This is a genomic window from Leucobacter sp. PH1c (genome assembly GCF_000633415.1).
GTDB lineage: Bacteria > Actinomycetota > Actinomycetes > Actinomycetales > Microbacteriaceae > Leucobacter.
In genome coordinates, this window is sequence record NZ_AYMV01000046.1 from 1 (window position 1) to 16,121 (window position 16,121).

14 protein-coding genes are annotated in these 16,121 nt (G+C 73.0%); 6 read left to right on the forward strand and 8 right to left on the reverse strand.

Annotation, left to right across the window (positions count from 1 at the left end; all coding sequences use genetic code 11):
- Positions 1-39 precede the first annotated feature (39 nt).
- The 7 genes from paaZ to pdhA all read right to left on the reverse strand — a co-directional run bounded on the left by paaZ (position 40) and on the right by pdhA (position 8,855).
- Positions 40-2,100 carry a phenylacetic acid degradation bifunctional protein PaaZ gene (gene paaZ, locus U874_RS0112825; RefSeq protein WP_025134940.1) on the reverse strand — a complete coding sequence of 687 codons (2,061 nt, stop codon included), beginning with the start codon at positions 2,098-2,100 and terminating at the stop codon, positions 40-42.
- A 113-nt stretch (positions 2,101-2,213) separates the two neighbouring features.
- Positions 2,214-3,098: a 3-hydroxyacyl-CoA dehydrogenase family protein gene (locus U874_RS0112830; RefSeq protein ID WP_025134941.1), complete on the reverse strand. Its 885-nt coding sequence runs from the start codon at positions 3,096-3,098 to the stop codon at positions 2,214-2,216.
- Between the two features lie 2 nt (positions 3,099-3,100).
- A complete protein-coding gene (locus U874_RS0112835; RefSeq protein ID WP_025134942.1) occupies positions 3,101-3,871 on the reverse strand; it encodes an enoyl-CoA hydratase/isomerase family protein in 771 nt (256 codons plus the stop codon).
- On the reverse strand, positions 3,868-5,085 hold the full coding sequence (locus U874_RS0112840) for an acetyl-CoA C-acyltransferase (protein WP_025134943.1): 1,218 nt from the start codon (positions 5,083-5,085) through the stop codon (positions 3,868-3,870). The genes U874_RS0112835 and U874_RS0112840 overlap by 4 nt, the downstream gene beginning before the upstream one ends.
- Positions 5,086-5,209: 124 nt before the next feature.
- Entirely contained in the window at positions 5,210-6,658 is a 1,449-nt protein-coding gene (locus U874_RS0112845) for a dihydrolipoamide acetyltransferase family protein (RefSeq protein ID WP_025134944.1), read from the reverse strand.
- Complete coding sequence (locus U874_RS0112850) at positions 6,655-7,743, reverse strand: alpha-ketoacid dehydrogenase subunit beta (RefSeq protein ID WP_025134945.1); 1,089 nt, start codon at positions 7,741-7,743, stop codon at positions 6,655-6,657. The genes U874_RS0112845 and U874_RS0112850 overlap by 4 nt, the downstream gene beginning before the upstream one ends.
- Complete coding sequence (gene pdhA, locus U874_RS0112855; protein ID WP_051582927.1) at positions 7,740-8,855, reverse strand: pyruvate dehydrogenase (acetyl-transferring) E1 component subunit alpha; 1,116 nt, start codon at positions 8,853-8,855, stop codon at positions 7,740-7,742. The genes U874_RS0112850 and pdhA overlap by 4 nt, the downstream gene beginning before the upstream one ends.
- A 135-nt stretch (positions 8,856-8,990) precedes the next feature.
- Here pdhA and U874_RS0112860 point away from each other — a divergent pair, with 135 nt between their 5' ends.
- The 3 genes from U874_RS0112860 to U874_RS0112875 all read left to right on the forward strand — a co-directional run bounded on the left by U874_RS0112860 (position 8,991) and on the right by U874_RS0112875 (position 11,602).
- A complete protein-coding gene (locus U874_RS0112860) occupies positions 8,991-9,446 on the forward strand; it encodes an Lrp/AsnC family transcriptional regulator (protein WP_025134947.1) in 456 nt (151 codons plus the stop codon).
- Positions 9,447-9,568: 122 nt separating this feature from the next.
- On the forward strand, positions 9,569-10,930 hold the full coding sequence (locus tag U874_RS0112865; protein ID WP_029988439.1) for an MFS transporter: 1,362 nt from the start codon (positions 9,569-9,571) through the stop codon (positions 10,928-10,930).
- Positions 10,931-11,131: 201 nt separating this feature from the next.
- Positions 11,132-11,602 carry an aminoacyl-tRNA deacylase gene (locus U874_RS0112875; protein ID WP_025134949.1) on the forward strand — a complete coding sequence of 157 codons (471 nt, stop codon included), beginning with the start codon at positions 11,132-11,134 and terminating at the stop codon, positions 11,600-11,602.
- On the opposite strand, the gene U874_RS14890 is transcribed toward U874_RS0112875, so the two are convergent.
- Positions 11,554-12,432: a carbonic anhydrase gene (locus U874_RS14890; RefSeq protein WP_025134950.1), complete on the reverse strand. Its 879-nt coding sequence runs from the start codon at positions 12,430-12,432 to the stop codon at positions 11,554-11,556. The two genes, U874_RS0112875 and U874_RS14890, sit on opposite strands and share 49 nt — an antisense overlap.
- A gap of 223 nt (positions 12,433-12,655) precedes the next feature.
- Between U874_RS14890 and U874_RS0112885 the strand changes: the two genes are divergently transcribed.
- The 3 genes from U874_RS0112885 (at position 12,656) to U874_RS0112895 (ending at position 16,031) form a co-directional block, all read left to right on the forward strand.
- Positions 12,656-13,912 carry an acyl-CoA dehydrogenase family protein gene (locus U874_RS0112885; RefSeq protein WP_025134951.1) on the forward strand — a complete coding sequence of 419 codons (1,257 nt, stop codon included), beginning with the start codon at positions 12,656-12,658 and terminating at the stop codon, positions 13,910-13,912.
- 40 nt (positions 13,913-13,952) lie between these two features.
- Positions 13,953-14,468, forward strand: a complete 516-nt coding sequence (locus tag U874_RS0112890) for a MarR family winged helix-turn-helix transcriptional regulator (protein ID WP_025134952.1) — start codon at positions 13,953-13,955, stop codon at positions 14,466-14,468.
- A gap of 189 nt (positions 14,469-14,657) precedes the next feature.
- Positions 14,658-16,031, forward strand: a complete 1,374-nt coding sequence (locus U874_RS0112895; RefSeq protein WP_025134953.1) for a M23 family metallopeptidase — start codon at positions 14,658-14,660, stop codon at positions 16,029-16,031.
- Positions 16,032-16,121 lie beyond the last annotated feature (90 nt).

Here is a 16,121-nt window from a genome sequence, read left to right on the forward strand (position 1 = left end):
GCCCCGCGCCCGCTGCCCCAGCGGCGAGCCTGCCAGCGGCTAGCCCGCCAGCGGCTCCGGCGTCTTCGAGACCAGCGTCAGCACGTCGTACGTGGCGACGGTCTCGTCGTTCTGGTTCGTGAGGACGGCGTCCCAGTGCACCTCGCCGTACTCGTCGGTCTCGCGCGGCACGATCTGCTTCGCGGTGAGCGCGACGCGCACGCGATCGCCGGGGGAAACGGGCGTGATGAAGCGCAGGCTCTCGAGTCCGTAGTTCGCGAGCACGGGCCCCGGCTCGGGCGACACGAAGAGGCCCGCCGCGAACGAGAGGAGCAGGTAGCCGTGGGCCACGCGCCCCGGGAAGAACGGGTTCGCGGCGGCGGCCTCCTCGTCGGTGTGCGCGTAGAAGGTGTCGCCCGTGAACTCGGCGAAGTGCGTGATGTCGTCGAGGGTCACCTCGCGGGGCTCGGAGACGACGCGGTCGCCGATCCGGAGCTCCTGCAGCGACTTGCGGAACGGGTGCACGTCCTCGCGGGTCGCCGCGCCCGCGTGCCACACGCCGGTGATCGCGGTGAGCATTTCGGGGCTGCCCTGGATCGCGGTGCGCTGCATGTAGTGGAACACGCTGCGCACACCGCCGAGCTCCTCGCCGCCGCCGGCGCGGCCCGGGCCGCCGTGCACGAGGTTCGGCAGGGGCGAGCCGTGGCCGGTCGATGCGCGGGCGCTCGTGCGGTCGAGGGTGAGCACGCGGCCGTTGCCCGAGGCGATGCGCCGGGTGAGCTGCGCGACGAACTCGGGATCCGCCGACGCCACACTCGTGACGAGCGAGCCGCCGCCCCGCGCGACGAGCTCCGCCGCCTCCGCGGGGGAGTCGTAGGCGATGATCGAGGAGACCGGGCCGAACGCCTCCGTGTCGTGCACGCGCGCCGCGGTCGGATCGTCGAAGCGGAGCAGGATCGGGTCGAGGAACGCGCCACCGGCCCCGCCGTCGCCGTGCTCCTGGCCGCCCCCGAGGAGGACGCGGCCTCCGCCGTCGACGAGGGCCTGCACCTGGCGCAGCACCTCGCTGCGCTGCTCGGCCGAGGCGAGGGCACCCATCGTGACCCCCTCGGTGCGCGGATCGCCCACGACCACCTTCGCGGCGATGCGTTCGGCCACGGCCTCAGCCACCGCGTCGGCGAGCGGCGCGGGCACGATCGCCCGGCGGATCGCGGTGCACTTCTGGCCGGCCTTCGTCGTCATCTCGGCGACGAGCTGGCGCACGTAGCCGTCGAACTCGGGGGTGCCTGGTACGGCGTCGGGGCCGAGCACGGAGGCGTTGATCGAGTCGGTCTCGGCGCCGAAGATCACGCCGCCCGTCTGCACGGCCGGGTGCAGGCGGAGGCTCTCGGCGGTCGACGCGGACCCCGTGAACGACACGACGTCGCCGAGGCGGGCGTGCGCGAACACCTCGCGGATCGAACCGGTGACGAGCTGCACGGAGCCCTCCGGAAGGAGGCCGGACTCGACCATGATCCGCACCAGCTGCTCGGTGAGGTACGCGCCGGGCGTCGCCGGCTTGATGATGGTCGGCATGCCCGCGAGGAACGCGGGCGCGAGCTTCTCGAGCGCGCCCCAGACCGGGAAATTGAAGGCGTTGATCTGCACCGCGACGCCCGGGAGCGTGGTGCGGATGTGCCGGCCGATGAACGAGCCGTCCTTCGAGAGCGGCTCGACGGGGCCGTCGAGCTGCACGCGGGCGTTCGGCAGCTCGCGGCGCCCCTTGCCCGAGTAGGTGAAGAGCACGCCGATCCCGCCGTCGATGTCGACCCACGAGTCGGTCTTCGTCGCGCCGGTCCGGGTGGAGAGCTCGTACAGCTCGGCCTTCCGCTCGGTGAGGGCGAGGGCGAGCTGCTTCAGGATCACAGCGCGCTGGTGGAAGGTGAGCGCGCCGAGCGCCGCCTGGCCGGTGGTGCGGGCGTAGGTCATTGCGGCGTCGAGGTCGAGCCCTGCGCTCGACACGCGGGCAACGAGCTCGCCCGTGACCGCGTCGCGCACCTCGGCGGCCGGGGCCGCGGCCAGGTCGGCGTCGGCGGGCTGCCACCAGGCGCCCTGGACGTAGCTCTGCAGCGTGCGGGTCATGGGATGCTCCGTTCGTTTCGTGAGGGGTGCGGGATCCGCGTCGTCGTTCGGCTCTGCCGGCCCAGCTCGGCCGGCCCAGGTCTGCCGGCCCAGCTCTGCCGGCCCAGCCCGGCTCAGCCGGAGGCGTCGGGCCAGTTGTAGAAGCCGGATCCGGTCTTGCGGCCGAGCTTGCCCGCGGCGACCATGTCGCGCAGCAGCTGCGGCGGGGTGAAGTTCGGCCCGAGATCGCGCTCGAGATGCTCCGCGATCCCGAGGCGCACGTCGAGGCCGACGATGTCGGTGGTGCGCAGCGGGCCCGTGGGGTGGCGGTAGCCGAGCTCCATGGCGAGGTCGATGTCGGCCGCGGAGGCCACGCCCTGCTCCACCATCCGGATCGCTTCGAGGGCGAGCGCGACGCCGAGCCTGCTCGACGCGAAGCCGGGCGCATCGGCGACCGTGATGGGGGTCTTGCCGAGCGCGCGCACCCAGGCTCGCGCCCGCTCGGGGAGCGCCTCGTCGCTCGTGCCGCAGACGACAACCTCGATGAGTGAGGACGCCGGGACGGGGTTGAAGAAGTGCAGTCCGATGAAGCGCTCGGGGCGGCTGAGCGCGCCCGCGAGCTGGGCGAGCGGGATCGAGGACGTGTTCGACGCGATCACGGCGTCGGCGGAGAGCTGGGCCTCGATCGCGCGCAGCGCCGAGAGCTTCAGGTCGAGCGACTCGGGCACGGCCTCGACGACGAGCTCGGCGCCCGCGAAGGCGCTCGCGTCGGTCGCGACGGTGAGTGCGGCCCGCAGCGCGGCCGCGTCGCCCGCGAAGCCGCGCGCGAGCGAGGCGTCGATGCTGCGCTCGATGCGCTCGCGCGCGGCGTCCGCCGCCGCGGCGTCGCGCTCGACGACGGTCACCGCGGCGGCGCCGGCGAGGAGGAAGGCGTGGGCGATCCCGCCGCCCATGCGCCCGCCGCCCAGGACGCCGACGCGGGCCGGAACGGAATCTGCGTGTGCGGGCTCGGGAGACATCGTCACTTCTTCTTCCGCTCGAGGAACTCGGTCATGCGGCGCATCTTCTCGGGGCTCTCGAAGAGCGTCGCCTGCTCGGCGAGGTCGATGGCCGGGTGCGCCTCGCGGGGGGCGCGCAGCACCCGCTTCGTCGCGCGGGTCGCCTCGGGATCGAGCTTCGCCACCCGGGCCGCGATCTTCTCGGCGGTGGCGAGGGCCTCCGCTCCGGTGTCGAGGAGGTGGGTCACGAGCCCCGCGGCGAACGCCTCGGCGCCGTCCAGGATCCGGCCCGTGAGGAGGATCTCCGCCGCGAGCGGCTCGCCCACGAGCTCGCGCAGGCGCCAGCTCGCGCCCGCGGCGGCGAGGATGCCGAGCCCGGTCTCCGGGTTGCCGATGCGGAGCGCCGGGGTGCCCACGCGGACGTCCGCGGCGTAGGCGAGCTCGGCGCCGCCGCCGAGTGCGTAGCCGTCGAGCGCGGCGATGACGGGCATGGGGAGCGCCGAGATCCGCATGAACGCGCGCGTGTTGATGCCCGCGCGTGCGTCGGCGGCGCGGCGCTCGCGCAGCTGTGCGATGTCGGCGCCCGCGGCGAAGTCGCCGCCCGCGCCGTGGAGCACGAGCGTGCGCGGATCCCGCTCGAGCTCGGCGCACAGCGCGTGGAGCGCGTCGATGAGGTCCTGATCGATCGCGTTCCGCTTCTCCGGGCGGTCGAGGGTGGCGAGCACGTGGGTGCCGCGATCCTCGACCGTGAGCGGGCTGCGGTGCGCCTCGGCGCCGGGTGCGGGGGCGCTCACGGCTGCACCCGCTCGATGATGGTCGCGGTGCCCTGGCCCACGCCGACGCACATGGTGGCGAGGCCGTAGCGCGATCCCTCGCGCTCCATGCGGCCGAGGAGCGTGACGAGCAGGCGCGAGCCGGAGGAGCCGAGCGGGTGGCCGAGTGCGATGGCGCCGCCGTCGGCGTTCACGCGCGCGGGGTCGAGCCCGAGTCGGCGGATGCAGGCGAGCGACTGCGAGGCGAAGGCCTCGTTGAGCTCGATCGAGCCGAGGTCCGCCGCCGTGAGGCCGGCGCGCGCCAGGGCCTTCTCCGTCGCAGGCACGGGGCCGAGCCCCATCACCTCGGGGGCGAGGGCCGCGGACACGCTCGTGACGATGCGGGCGCGCGGGGTGAGGCCGTAGCGCTCGACCGCCTCGCCGCTCGCGACGAGGAGGGCGGATGCGCCGTCGTTCAGCGAGGACGCGTTGCCCGCGGTGACGACCTCGCCGCCGGCGACCACGGGGCGGAGCCCGGCAAGCACCTCGGCGCTCGTGTCGGGGCGCGGACCCTCGTCGGTGTCGACGACGCGCGTGGTGCGGCCGTGCGGGGCCTCGATGGGCACGATCTCGTCGCGGAAGCGGCCCGCGGCGATGGCCTCGCTCGCGCGCCGATGGCTCTCGACCGCGAAGGCGTCGGCGTCGGCGCGGGTGATCGCGTCGACGCGCGCCACCTCCTCCGCCGTTTCGGGCATGGAGAAGGTCGCCTTGTTGCGGGCGGCAAGCGCGGGGTTCGTGAAGCGCCATCCGATCGAGGTATCGAACTGCGCGCCGGGTTTCGCCCAGGCGCGGCCGGGCTTCTCCTGCACCCAGGGGGCGCGGGTCATCGACTCGACGCCGCCCGCGAGGATGAGGTCGGCGTCGCCCGCGCGGATCGCCTGAGACGCGCTCGCGACGGCGGTCATGCCGGAAGCGCAGAGGCGGTTGACGGTGTATCCGGGCAGCTCATCGGGGAGTCCCGCGAGGAGCACGGCCATGCGGGCCACGTTCCGGTTGTCCTCGCCCGCCTGGTTCGCTGCGCCGAGGATGACCTCGTCGATTGCGCCCCCGGCGATGGCCTCGGGGCTCAGACCGGAGCGCTCCACTGCGGCGCGGAGCACGGCCGCGGCGAGGTCGTCGGGGCGGACGCCCGCGAGTGCTCCGCCGTAGCGACCGACCGGGGTGCGCACCCCTCCTACGAGATATGCCTCTGGCATGGGCGTTGACCTCCTCGTCTTGCCCCGAACGCCCGCCACTCGAATTAGTGACTGATCGGTCGGTAATGAATTCAACAATAGGGTGCCGCGGGGCTCCGTGCAAACACCCGGAGCCCCGGCGCGGTCAGACCCGCGGGTAGGCGGTGAGCGGCTGCTCGAGCAGATCGACCACGGCGCGCAGGAACCCAGCGGCGTAGCCGCCGTCGCAGACGCGGTGATCGAACACGAGCGAGAGCTGCGCGATCCGGCGGGGCACGATCTCCCCGCCGACAACCCACGGGCGCTCGATGATGCGGCCGATGCCGAGGATCGCGACGTTCGGCGTGTTGATGATCGCGGCGGAGCCGTCCACGCCGAACGCGCCGTAGTTGTTGACGGTGAACGTCGAGTCGCGGAGCAGCTCCGGCGGCGTGCGCCCGTCCCGCGCCGTCGACGCGAGCGTGCGCAGCGCGCCGTCGAGCGCGCCGAGCGGCAGTGCATCGGCGCGCGGGATCACCGGCACCATGAGCCCGCGGTCCGTGTCGACCGCGACTCCAAGGTTCACGCCGTCGAAGAGCTCGATCGCGTCGGCGGCGCCGGTCAGGCGGCCCGCGAGGAGCGGGAAGCGCTCGAGGGCGAGCAGCACGTAGCGCGCGAACAGCGCGGTGAACGAGGGGGCTTTCTCGCCGGGCGCGGCCATCGCCGGGCGCAGCGCCCACAGCTCGCTGACATCGACGTCGACCCACACCGTCGCCTCGGGGATCTCCGCGCGGCTGCGGCCGAGCGTCGCGCTGACCGCCTTGCGGAGCGGCGTGAACGGCTCCGTGCGGAGCACCCGAAGCGGGCCGTCGGGCGCGGCGGCCATTCCCGGGGCCGCGCCGGGGGCGGTTTCCGTGCCGGCGCTGGCTCCAGGCCTGGGGGCGGTTTCCGCGCCCGCCGCGGCTCCCGCGCCCGCCGCGCGGAGCACGTCGGCGCGCGTCACGGCGCCGTCGGGTCCGCTCGGAGCGAGCGTCGCGGGATCGACGCCGAGCTCGCGCGCGAGGCGGCGCACGATCGGCGAGCGCACGGCGACCGGCCGCGGTCGCTCGGGCTGCTCCGGCCGGCCGGCCGGCTCCGGGGCCGCGGGGCGCTCGGGCGGCCGCATCGTCGTGCCGCGGCGCCGTCGCCGCCCGCGCGCGGGCCCGGCGCCCGTGCCGTAGCCGATGAGCACGTTGCCGGATCCGGCCTGCTCCTCGGCGCGGTAGGCCTCGTGCTCGGCGGAGCTCCCGGCTCCCGCGGATCCGGTCGTGCTTGCTGCGCTCGCCGTGCTTGCTGCGCTCGCCGCAGGGGCGCTCGGATCCGCGGCGCCGCTCGCGCCGTCCTCGATCTCGATGACGGGAGCGCCCGTGAGGATCGTGCCACCCTCGTCGCCGTGGCGCGCGAGCACGGTTCCCGCGTACGGGGAGGGGAGGTCCACGATGCTCTTCGCGGTCTCGACCTCGGCGATCACCTGGTCGATCCCGATGGTGTCGCCGACAGCGACCGTCCAGCGCACGAGCACCGCTTCGGTGAGCCCCTCGCCGAGGTCGGGCAGCATGAAGGTCTGCACGCTCATCGCTCGTCCTCCTCCCAGTGCAGCGAGTCGATCGCGTCGAGCACGCGCTCCGCGTCGGGCAGGTTCCAGTGCTCGAACTTGGGGGAGGGGAACGGCACGTCGAAGCCGGTCACCCGCCGCACGGGTGCCTCGAGGAATTCGAAGCACTGCTCGAAGACGCGGGCCTGGATCTCGGAGGCGACGCTCACGAAGCCGGGCGCCTCCGCGATCACGACCGCGCGCCCCGTGCCGCGCACGGCGGCCATGACCGTCTCGTCGTCGAACGGCGCGAGGGTGCGCACGTCGACCACCTGCACGCTGCGGCCATCCGCCGCTGCGGCCTCGGCGGCCTCGAGCGCGATCTGCACGGAGGGTCCGTAGCTGATGAGGGTGACGTCGGTGCCCTCGCGCACCACGCGGGCCTTGCGGAGCTCGGCGGTGATCGAGGTGTCGACGGGGCCCTTCGACCAGTAGAGCTTCTTCGGCTCCATGAAGACGACCGGGTCGGGGGAGGCGATTGCCGCGCGCAGCAGCGAGTACGCCTCCTGGGGCGTGCTCGGCGAGACCACGGTGAGGCCCGGGGTGTGCGCGTAGTAGGCCTCGGAGGAGTCGCAGTGGTGCTCGACGCCGCCGATGCCGCCGCCGAAGGGGATCCGGATCACGATGGGCATGCGACTGGCGCCGCGGGTGCGGTTGCCGAGCTTCGCGACGTGGCTCACCACCTGCTCGAAGGCGGGGAGCGCGAACGCGTCGAACTGCATCTCGACGACCGGGATGAGCCCGTTCATCGCCATGCCGACGGCGGTGCCCATGATCCCGGACTCGGCGAGCGGGGTGTCGAAGCAGCGGTCCTCGCCGAAGCGGGCGGTGAGCCCGTCGGTGATGCGGAACACGCCGCCCAGGGCGCCCACGTCCTCGCCGAAGATGAGCACGCGCTCGTCCTCGGTGAGCGCGTCGGCGAGCGCGCGGTTGAGCGCCGCGGCCATCGTCATCGTCTCGACCACGGGGGTCTCGGCGCGGCTCGTCCCGCTCGCGGGGGTGCTCCCCGCAGGCCGGGGCCCGCGCGTCTCGGCGGTGGGCTGCTGGGTCAGGGTCGCGGTGCTCATGCGGGGGCCTCCGTTCGTGCGATCTCGTCCTGCAGGAGCGCCCACTGGGCGCTGAGCGTCGCCGGCTGCTCGGCGTAGACGTGGGAGAACAGCTCCTCGGGGTCGACGGCGGGCTCGGCGTTCATGGCCTCGCGGAGCTCAGTCGCGGTGCGCTCGGCGTTCGCGGTGAAGCGCTCCTCGGTCGCCTCGTCGAGGAGCCCCGCGGCGCGCAGGTGCGCGCGCACCCGGGCGAGCGGGTCACGCTCGATCCAGGCCTGCACCTCCTCGTGCTCGCGGTAGCGGGTGTCGTCGTCGGCGTTCGTGTGCGCCAGCATGCGGTAGGTGTGCGCCTCGACGAGGCTCGGCCCGCCACCCGCGCGGGCCCGATCGACCGCTGAGCCGAGCACGGCGAGGAGCGCGGCGACGTCGTTGCCGTCGACGCGCTCGCCCGGCAAGCCGTAGCCGATCGCCTTGTGGGCGAGCGAGGGGGCCGCGGTCTGGCGCGACAGGGGCACGGAGATCGCGAACTCGTTGTTCTGCACGAAGAACACGACGGGCAGGTGGAATACGGCTGCGAAGTTCATCGCCTCGTGGAAGTCGCCCTCGCTCGTGGCCCCGTCGCCGCACATGGCGAGCACGACGGTGTCTTCGCCGCGCAGCTTCGCCGCGTGGGCGAAGCCCACGGCGTGGAGCAGCTGCGTCGCGAGCGGGGTGGCCTGCGGGGCCACGCGGAACTCGTTCGGGTCGTAGCCCGAGTGCCAGTCGCCGCGCAGCAGGACCATGGCCTGCTCGGGCTGCACGCCGCGGGCGATCACCGAGACGGAGTCCCGGTAGGTGGGGAAGAGCCAGTCGGTCTCGCGGAGCACGCGGGCCGCCGCGATCTGGCAGGCCTCCTGGCCGTTCGACGAGGGGTAGACGGCGAGGCGCCCCTGGCGCACGAGCGCGTTGCACTGGTCGTTGATGCGGCGCCCGGCGACGAGCGCGCCGTACGCGCCGACGAGCTCCTCGGCGCTCGGGGCGCTGAACTGGGGGTCCGCGACGGCGGCGCCCGACGGGTCGATGAGCTGTACCGGGGTCTCCCGGGGCAGCAGCGACTCTGCTGAACTGGACACGGCTCCTCCTTGAGCTGACATGAGTTCACGATCTGTGCCCCTCAGCGTAGTGATCGTCCGTTTTTCGGGGGTGCTCCCTGGACGAACGAGCGCAAAGCTGTCACTATTGCGTACGAATGCACCCCGCAACGCGGCGTGGTGCGGAGAGGGTCTGCCGTGGAGCTGGACGAGACGGATCGCGCCATCATCGAGGTGCTGCGACGGGACGCCCGAGCGTCCATGACGGCACTCGCGGAGGCCGTGCACATTTCGCGCGCGGGGGCCCACGCGCGTCTCGGCCGACTGCGCGAGGCGGGCGTCATCACCGGCTTCACGATCCGCACGGATCCCGTCCGCTCGGGCCTGCACGCCTCCGCCTACGTGACGCTCTCCGTTGAGCAGCCTGCCTGGCAGGAGGTGCGCGAGCGCCTCACGCAGATCCCCGAGGTCGAGCACATCGCGCTCGTGGGCGGCGAGTTTGACGTGCTGCTCCTCGTGCGGGCCCGGGACAACCGCGATCTCCGTCGGGTGGTGCTCGAGGAGGTGCAGGCGATTCCGTCGGTGCGCACCTCGCGCACGCTGCTCATCTTCGAGGACTTCCCGAACGTCGCCGCCGAGCGTCGGATCGGCTGATCCGGCCCGGTTCGTCGTCGCTCGGCCCGGCTCGCGGTCGCCTGGGCGGGTGTGTACACTCTGTCCCTATCCGACCGTTCGGTCAGGATATCCGACAGCAGCAGACGAACAACGGAGTTCACATGACAGATACTGCCGTGGCCGGGAGCGAGACCGCTCAGGCCGACGCCCGACGCCGGGAAGAGCGCAAGGTGCTCGCGGGCACCGTCGTCGGCACCACGATCGAGTGGTACGACTTCTTCATCTACGCCCAGGCGGCCGGTGCGGTGTTCGCCACCCTCTACTTCGCCCCCGCGGGGGAGACCGTCGGCCAGATCGTCTCCTGGGCCTCGCTCGGGATCTCCTTCCTCTTCCGCCCGCTCGGCGCCATCGTCGCCGGACACCTGGGCGACCGGCTCGGGCGCAAGCGGATGCTCGTGCTCACCCTCGTCATGATGGGCCTCGCCACCGCGCTCATCGGCATCCTGCCGACCTACGCGCAGATCGGGATCGCGGCGCCCGTGCTCCTCATCCTGCTCCGCGTGCTCCAGGGCTTCTCGGCGGGCGGCGAGTGGGGCGGTGCCGCGCTCATGTCGGTCGAGCACGCCCCGAAGGGCCGGCGCGGCTTCTTCGGCGCCTACCCGCAGATCGGTGTGCCGCTCGGCATGATCCTCGCCACCGCGACGATGTGGGTGATCACCACCACCCTCACCGAGGAGCAGTTCCTCACGTGGGGCTGGCGCATCCCGTTCCTCTTCTCGATCGTGCTGATCCTCGTCGGCTACTTCATCCGGAAGACGGTCGAGGAATCGCCCGTGTTCAAGCAGCTGCAGGAGCGCAAGGGCGAGTCGGCGACCCCGCTCAAGACGCTCTTCTCGAAGCACGCCCGCGAGGTGATCTTGGCCGCGCTGATCTTCATCGCGAACAACGCCGCCGGCTACCTGCTCATCGCCTTCTTCTCGACCTACGCCACGCGCCCGGTCGACGCGGGCGGGCTCGGCCTCGAGCGGCCGCCCGTGCTGCTCGCGACGACCCTCGCCTCCTTCGGCTGGCTGATCTTCACGCTCTACGGCGGCATCCTGTCGGACCGGATCGGTCGCGTCCGCACCTTCCAGATCGGCTACGTGCTGCTCGGGATCTGGGCGATCCCGATGTGGTTCCTGATCGACACTGGCAACCTGGGCATGTACTTCCTCGCCCTCTTCCTCATGACGATCGGGCTCGGCCTGTCCTACGGGCCGCAGGCCTCCCTGTACGCCGAGATGTTCCCCGCGGATGTGCGCTACTCGGGCGTCTCGATCGGCTACGCGATCGGCGCGATCTTCGGCGGGGCCTTCGCCCCCATGATTGCCGACCTCGTGTTTGGCGCGACGGGCGCCTCCTGGACGATCGGCGCCTACATCCTCGGCGTCACGATCATCTCGCTCATCGCCGTCTCGCTCGTGAAGGAGCCGAAGGGCGTCAACCTCCACACCCGCTCCAACGAGGTCATCGCGGCCGAGTAGCCGCCGCGCGCACCCACCCACGCGGGGCGGCCGGGAATCTCCGGCCGCCCCGCGTCGTTGTGTCTGCTGGACCACGGGCCGGAGCACCGGGCGCCCCGGCGCACGCCAGCCGCCAGCGGGCGATCCGCCCCAGCCAGCGATCCGCGCCAGTCACCCCAGCCAACGAGCCACCCCACCCACCCACCGATCCCAGGAGGCACCATGACCGAGCACGCAGAGGTCGGCCGAGCGGCCGCCGACGCCGCCGAGCGCGGGCTCGACGTTGCGTTCGTCCCCCGCACCGGAGAGGGGCCGCCCGCCGACGGCACCCTGGGCGGCGTGCCCATCGCGAAGACCGTCGTCGTGCAGCGCCGCGACGAGTTCGTCTTCGTGATCGCCCCGCTCCGCGCGCAGTTCTCCTGGCCGAAGCTCCGCGCCCTGCTCGGCGTGAACAAACTCTCTCTGCCCGACGCCGCGGGTGCGTTCGCCGCGACCGGCTACGAGCGCGGCACCATCACGCCGCTCGGCGCGAGCACGCCCTGGCCGGTCATCCTCGATGCGAGCCTCGCGGGGCAGCGGATCGCGCTCGGCTCGGGATCCCACGCCTTCGGCGCGCTCGTCGATGCCGACGCGCTCGTCGACGCCTACGCGGGATCGTTCGCGGAGCTCTCCGCGAGCCAGCCCGACACGTAGCCCTCGGCCGCCTCGCGCAGCACCTCGCGGAGCCCCGCGTCGTCGCTCGGGGCCATGCGCAGGCCGGGCTCCCAGCCGCCCGCCCGCATCACGCCGACGGTGCGCTCCGCGAGCTCGTACACCCCGAACGCCGCCGCCCGGTCGAGGTGTTGCGCCACGACGTTGGCGCTGAGCGCCGCGTTGGCGACCGCGGTGAGCGCGATGAGCGCCTCGCGCAGCTCCCGGGACTCGGCCGCCGCGAGGAAGGTCGCGCTCCCCGTGACGCGCTGCAGCGCCGCCGCCGCGAGGCGCACGCTGCCGAAGACCGCGTCGACGATCTCGCGGAGCGGCGCGAGCCGGGCGAGTTCGGGGTAGGTCTCGGGGAAGAGGAGCGCGTCGACAGCCGTGGTCACCGCGCCGCACTGCGAGTGCCCCACCACGGCGAAGAGCTGCACGCGGGGCAGGTGCGCCGCCGCGTACAGGAGGCTCCCGAGGCAGGCGGAGCCCGGCACGTTCCCCGCCACCCGCACGACGAAGAGGTCGTTGGCCCCACGGCCCAGCGCGAGTTCGAGCGGCACGCGGGCGTCCGAGCAGCCGAGCACGGCCGCGAAGGGCTCCTGGTTGAGGATCCCATCCGGGTCCGAGGTGTTCACGAAGCCGAGCGCCTCCGGGTCGAGCCGCAGCTCCAGATCCCCGCCCGAGCTTCCCAGCGCGGCGAAGCGGCGGCTGCCCGCCGAGAGCAGCTCGAGCGCCTCCGCGGGGGAGTGCGCCTCGATCGGTGCGGGCTGATCAGATCGCGCGACCCAGCGGATCTGCAGCAGTCGCTCGGGCGTCTCCTCGATACTCCCCATGGCAGCATCGTAGGCGCTCACGGCGCTCACTGCGCTTACGGCGCTCGCGGCGCTGGCGGGTCGGAAGAGCGCTCAGGCCGGAAGAACACTCAGGCCGGAAGAGCGCTCGGTCCGGAAGAACACTCAGTCCCGAAGCACCCACGGCGGTTCAGCCCCGTGCGCGGCGCGGGCGTAGGCTGGCGGGGAACCGGCGCGGCAGCGCCCTGAGCGGACGGAGCACGACGTGAGCGATCGGGAAACCCGGCATGCGGAACTGGCGGAGCGCTTCCTCCCCGACGCCCTGATCGAGCGCATCCGTGCGCGCGCGGCGGACACCGACCGAGAGAACACGTTCTTCACCGCCGACCTCGACGAGCTGCGCGCGCAGGGCTACCTCACGGTCTTCGTGCCGGAGGAGTTCGGGGGCCCCGGGCTGAGCCTCCACGAGGTCTCGCGCCTGCAGCAGCGGCTCGCGGGGGCGGCCCCCGGCACCGCGCTCGCGACCAACATGCACCTCATGTGCACGGGCGTCGCGCGCGCGATGCGGGAGCGCGGCGATCGCTCCCTCGACCGCGTCTTCGCGGAAGCGATGGCGGGGGAGATCTTCGCGTTCGGGATCAGTGAGCCCGGCAACGACTTCGTGCTGAGCGACTCGACGACCGCCGCGGTGCCGCAGTCCGACGGGGGCTACCGCCTCACGGGGACCAAGATCTTCACCTCGCTCTCGCCGGTGTGGACGCGGCTGCTCACGCACGGCGTCGATGCGAGCGACCCGGCGTCCCCGCAGCTCGTCTACGGCTTCCTCACGCGGGGGACGCCGGGGATCACGATCTCGGACCAGTGGGACGTGCTCGGCATGCGCGCCTCCCAGAGCCGCGCTACCCGGCTCGACGACGTCGCGCTCGCCGCGGAGCGGGTGGTGCGCAGGCTGCCGGTCGGCCCCGATCCGGATCTGCTCACGTTCGCGATCGCCGCGAATTTCCAGCTGCTGATCGGCTCGGTGTACGCGGGGCTCGCGCGCCGGGCGCTCGACGTGGCCGCTGCGGGGCTCCGCTCGCGCCGCTCGGCGAAGGCCGGCGCCGCGCTCGCGGAGGTGCCGGAGTCGCGTGTGCGCCTGGCGGATGCGCTCTACGAGCTGCTGCCGGTCACCGCGATGCTCGACGCCACGACGCGCGACTTCGACGAGCTCGTGAACCACGGATCCGGCTGGTCGGTGCGCCTCGTGGGAGCGCGGCTGCACGCGACCGCGGCCGCGCGGCGGGCCGCCGAGGTCGCGCTGCTCTGCGCGGGAGGGGCCGGCTACAATGCCGGGCACGAGGCGAGCCGGCTCTTCCGCGACGCCGCCGCGGGCATGTTCCACCCGCCGGCCGCGGACGCGGCGCGGCCGCTCTTCGCGGCGGCGCTCCTCGATACCGAGAACGATCGCGGGGACGATCGCGGGGACGAGCGCGGGGACGAGCGCTCGGCCGTCACCCGATCCGCGAGCGGCACGCAGCGATGAGGCACTCCCGCCCCAGCGAGTGATCTGAGAGGATGACGGCATGACCGTGCCCGACCCGCTCACCCTGGAACGACAGGTCTGCTTCGCGCTGACCGTGGCCTCCCGCGGGATCGTCTCGGCCTACAAACCCGTGCTCGATCCGCTCGGGATCACGCACCCGCAGTACCTCGTGCTCCTCGCACTGTGGGAGCACCGCTCGCTCGACCTCAGCTCGCTCGCGAAGATGCTCCACCAGGAGGCTTCGACGCTCTCGCCGCTCCTCAAACGGCTCGAAGCGCAGGGCCTGGCCCGCAGGCAGCGCAGCGCGGCCGACGAGCGCCGCCTGGAGATCACCCTCACGCCCGCGGGGGAGGCGCTGCGGGAGCGCGCGGAGCAGGTGCCCCTCGAGATGGCCCGGCGCCTGCGCATGACCCCCGAAGAGCTCACCGAACTGCACCTCGCGATGGTCGAGCTCATCGCCGCGAGCCAGCGCTCGCTCGACGACCCAGCGCCGGAACTCGCTCCGGCGCTGGCTCCCCGGCCTGCGCGCGCTCCGGAGTCCGCTCCGGGGCCCTAGCCCCCGTGGGCTGCCCGCGCACGCCGAGTACCGGGATCCGGATCCCGCACTTCGGCCCCGGAACCCCGTAGTGGCCGCGCCCGCCCACACTCAGAATCCTCAGCGTTCACGTGGCGGACTACTCAGGCTCCACCGCGGGTGCTAGCGTAAATGCGGACGACTCTGCCCGAAACTTGGATGCGAGGCGATATGCAGAAGCGGAAGACCAGCTGGCCACAGCGCGCGATCGGGGTGCTCTGCGCGAGCGCGTTCGCGAGCGGGCTCCTCATCGGAGGCCAGCTCGGCGCGACTCCGGCGGCGGCCCTCGACCTCCCCACCTGGGACGATGTGCAGGCGGCGAAGGCGGATCAGGCGACCGCGGCGAAGAAGGTCACCGAGATCGAGGGCCTCATCGCTGACGGAGAGAAGGAGCTCGATCGGCTCCGCAACCTCCACTCGACCAAGCTGCAGGAGCTGAACGAGGCCGACGTCGCGGCGCGTGAGGCCGCAGACCGTGCGCAGACGCTGCGCACGCAGGCCGAGGAGAGCAAGAAGGCGGCCGATGAGGCAGCCGATCGCGCGGGCGTGCTCGTCGCGCAGATGTACCGCTCCGGCGGCGTCGACCGCAGCATGGAGCTCTTCCTCGACGCCGACGAGAGCACCGCCGACGCGCTGCTCGAGCGCATGGCGTCGATGTCGAAGGCGACCGAGCGCAACACGCAGCTCTCCGAGGAGGCGCAGCAGGCCGCGAACACCGCGGACACCCTCGGCAAGCAGGCCGCGGCGGCCGAGCAGGAGCGCGAGGAGCTGCGCGACCGCGCGGCAACGCTCGAGGCCGAAGCCGCGACGGCTGCCGCGACGCAGGGCGACAAGGTCGCTGAGCAGGAGCGTCAGCAGACCGTGCTGGCCACCCAGCTCGAAGCGCTGAAGGATACGACCACGAAGACCGTCGAGGGCTACGAGGAGCGTCTCCGCATCGAGGAGGAGCAGCGCCGCAAGGAAGCCGAGCGGCTCGCCCGCCTCGCGGAGGAGTACCGCAAGCAGCAGGAGGAGCTCGCCCGCCAGCAGGAGGAGCAGGCCAACAACGGTGGCGGCAACACCGGTGGCGGGAACACCGGCGGCGGCAACACGGGCGGTGGCAACACCGGCGGCGGGAACACCGGCGGCGGCAACGGCGGCATCTCGAACGGCTGGGTGATCCCCACCGCGTACAGCTACGTGTCCGACAACTTCGCGCCTCCCGGCCGCCCGAACCACACGGGCATCGACCTCGCGGCGGGCTGCTACACGCCCATCGTCGCGGCGGCGAGCGGAACGGTCGCGATGTCGTACTGGGATCCCTACGGCGGCGGCAACATGGTGTCGATCAACCACCCGACCGGCTGGCAGACGCGCTACGCGCACATGGCCGAGTGGGCGGCGGTGTCGCCCGGCCAGCAGGTCGCGGCGGGCCAGTTCATCGGCTACGTGGGCACCACGGGCGGCGCGAGCACCGGTTGCCACCTGCACTTCGAGATGCGACTGAACCAGGACAACGGCTGGTACGGCTTCGTCAACCCGGCCTTCTACATCGCGTTCTACTAGGCCGCAGCGCCGGCCGGCCGGGGTGATCGGCCGGGCTGGCCTCGGCTCGCGGGGCCGGCTCGGCCGTCGCACACAGCGAACGGGCCCGGG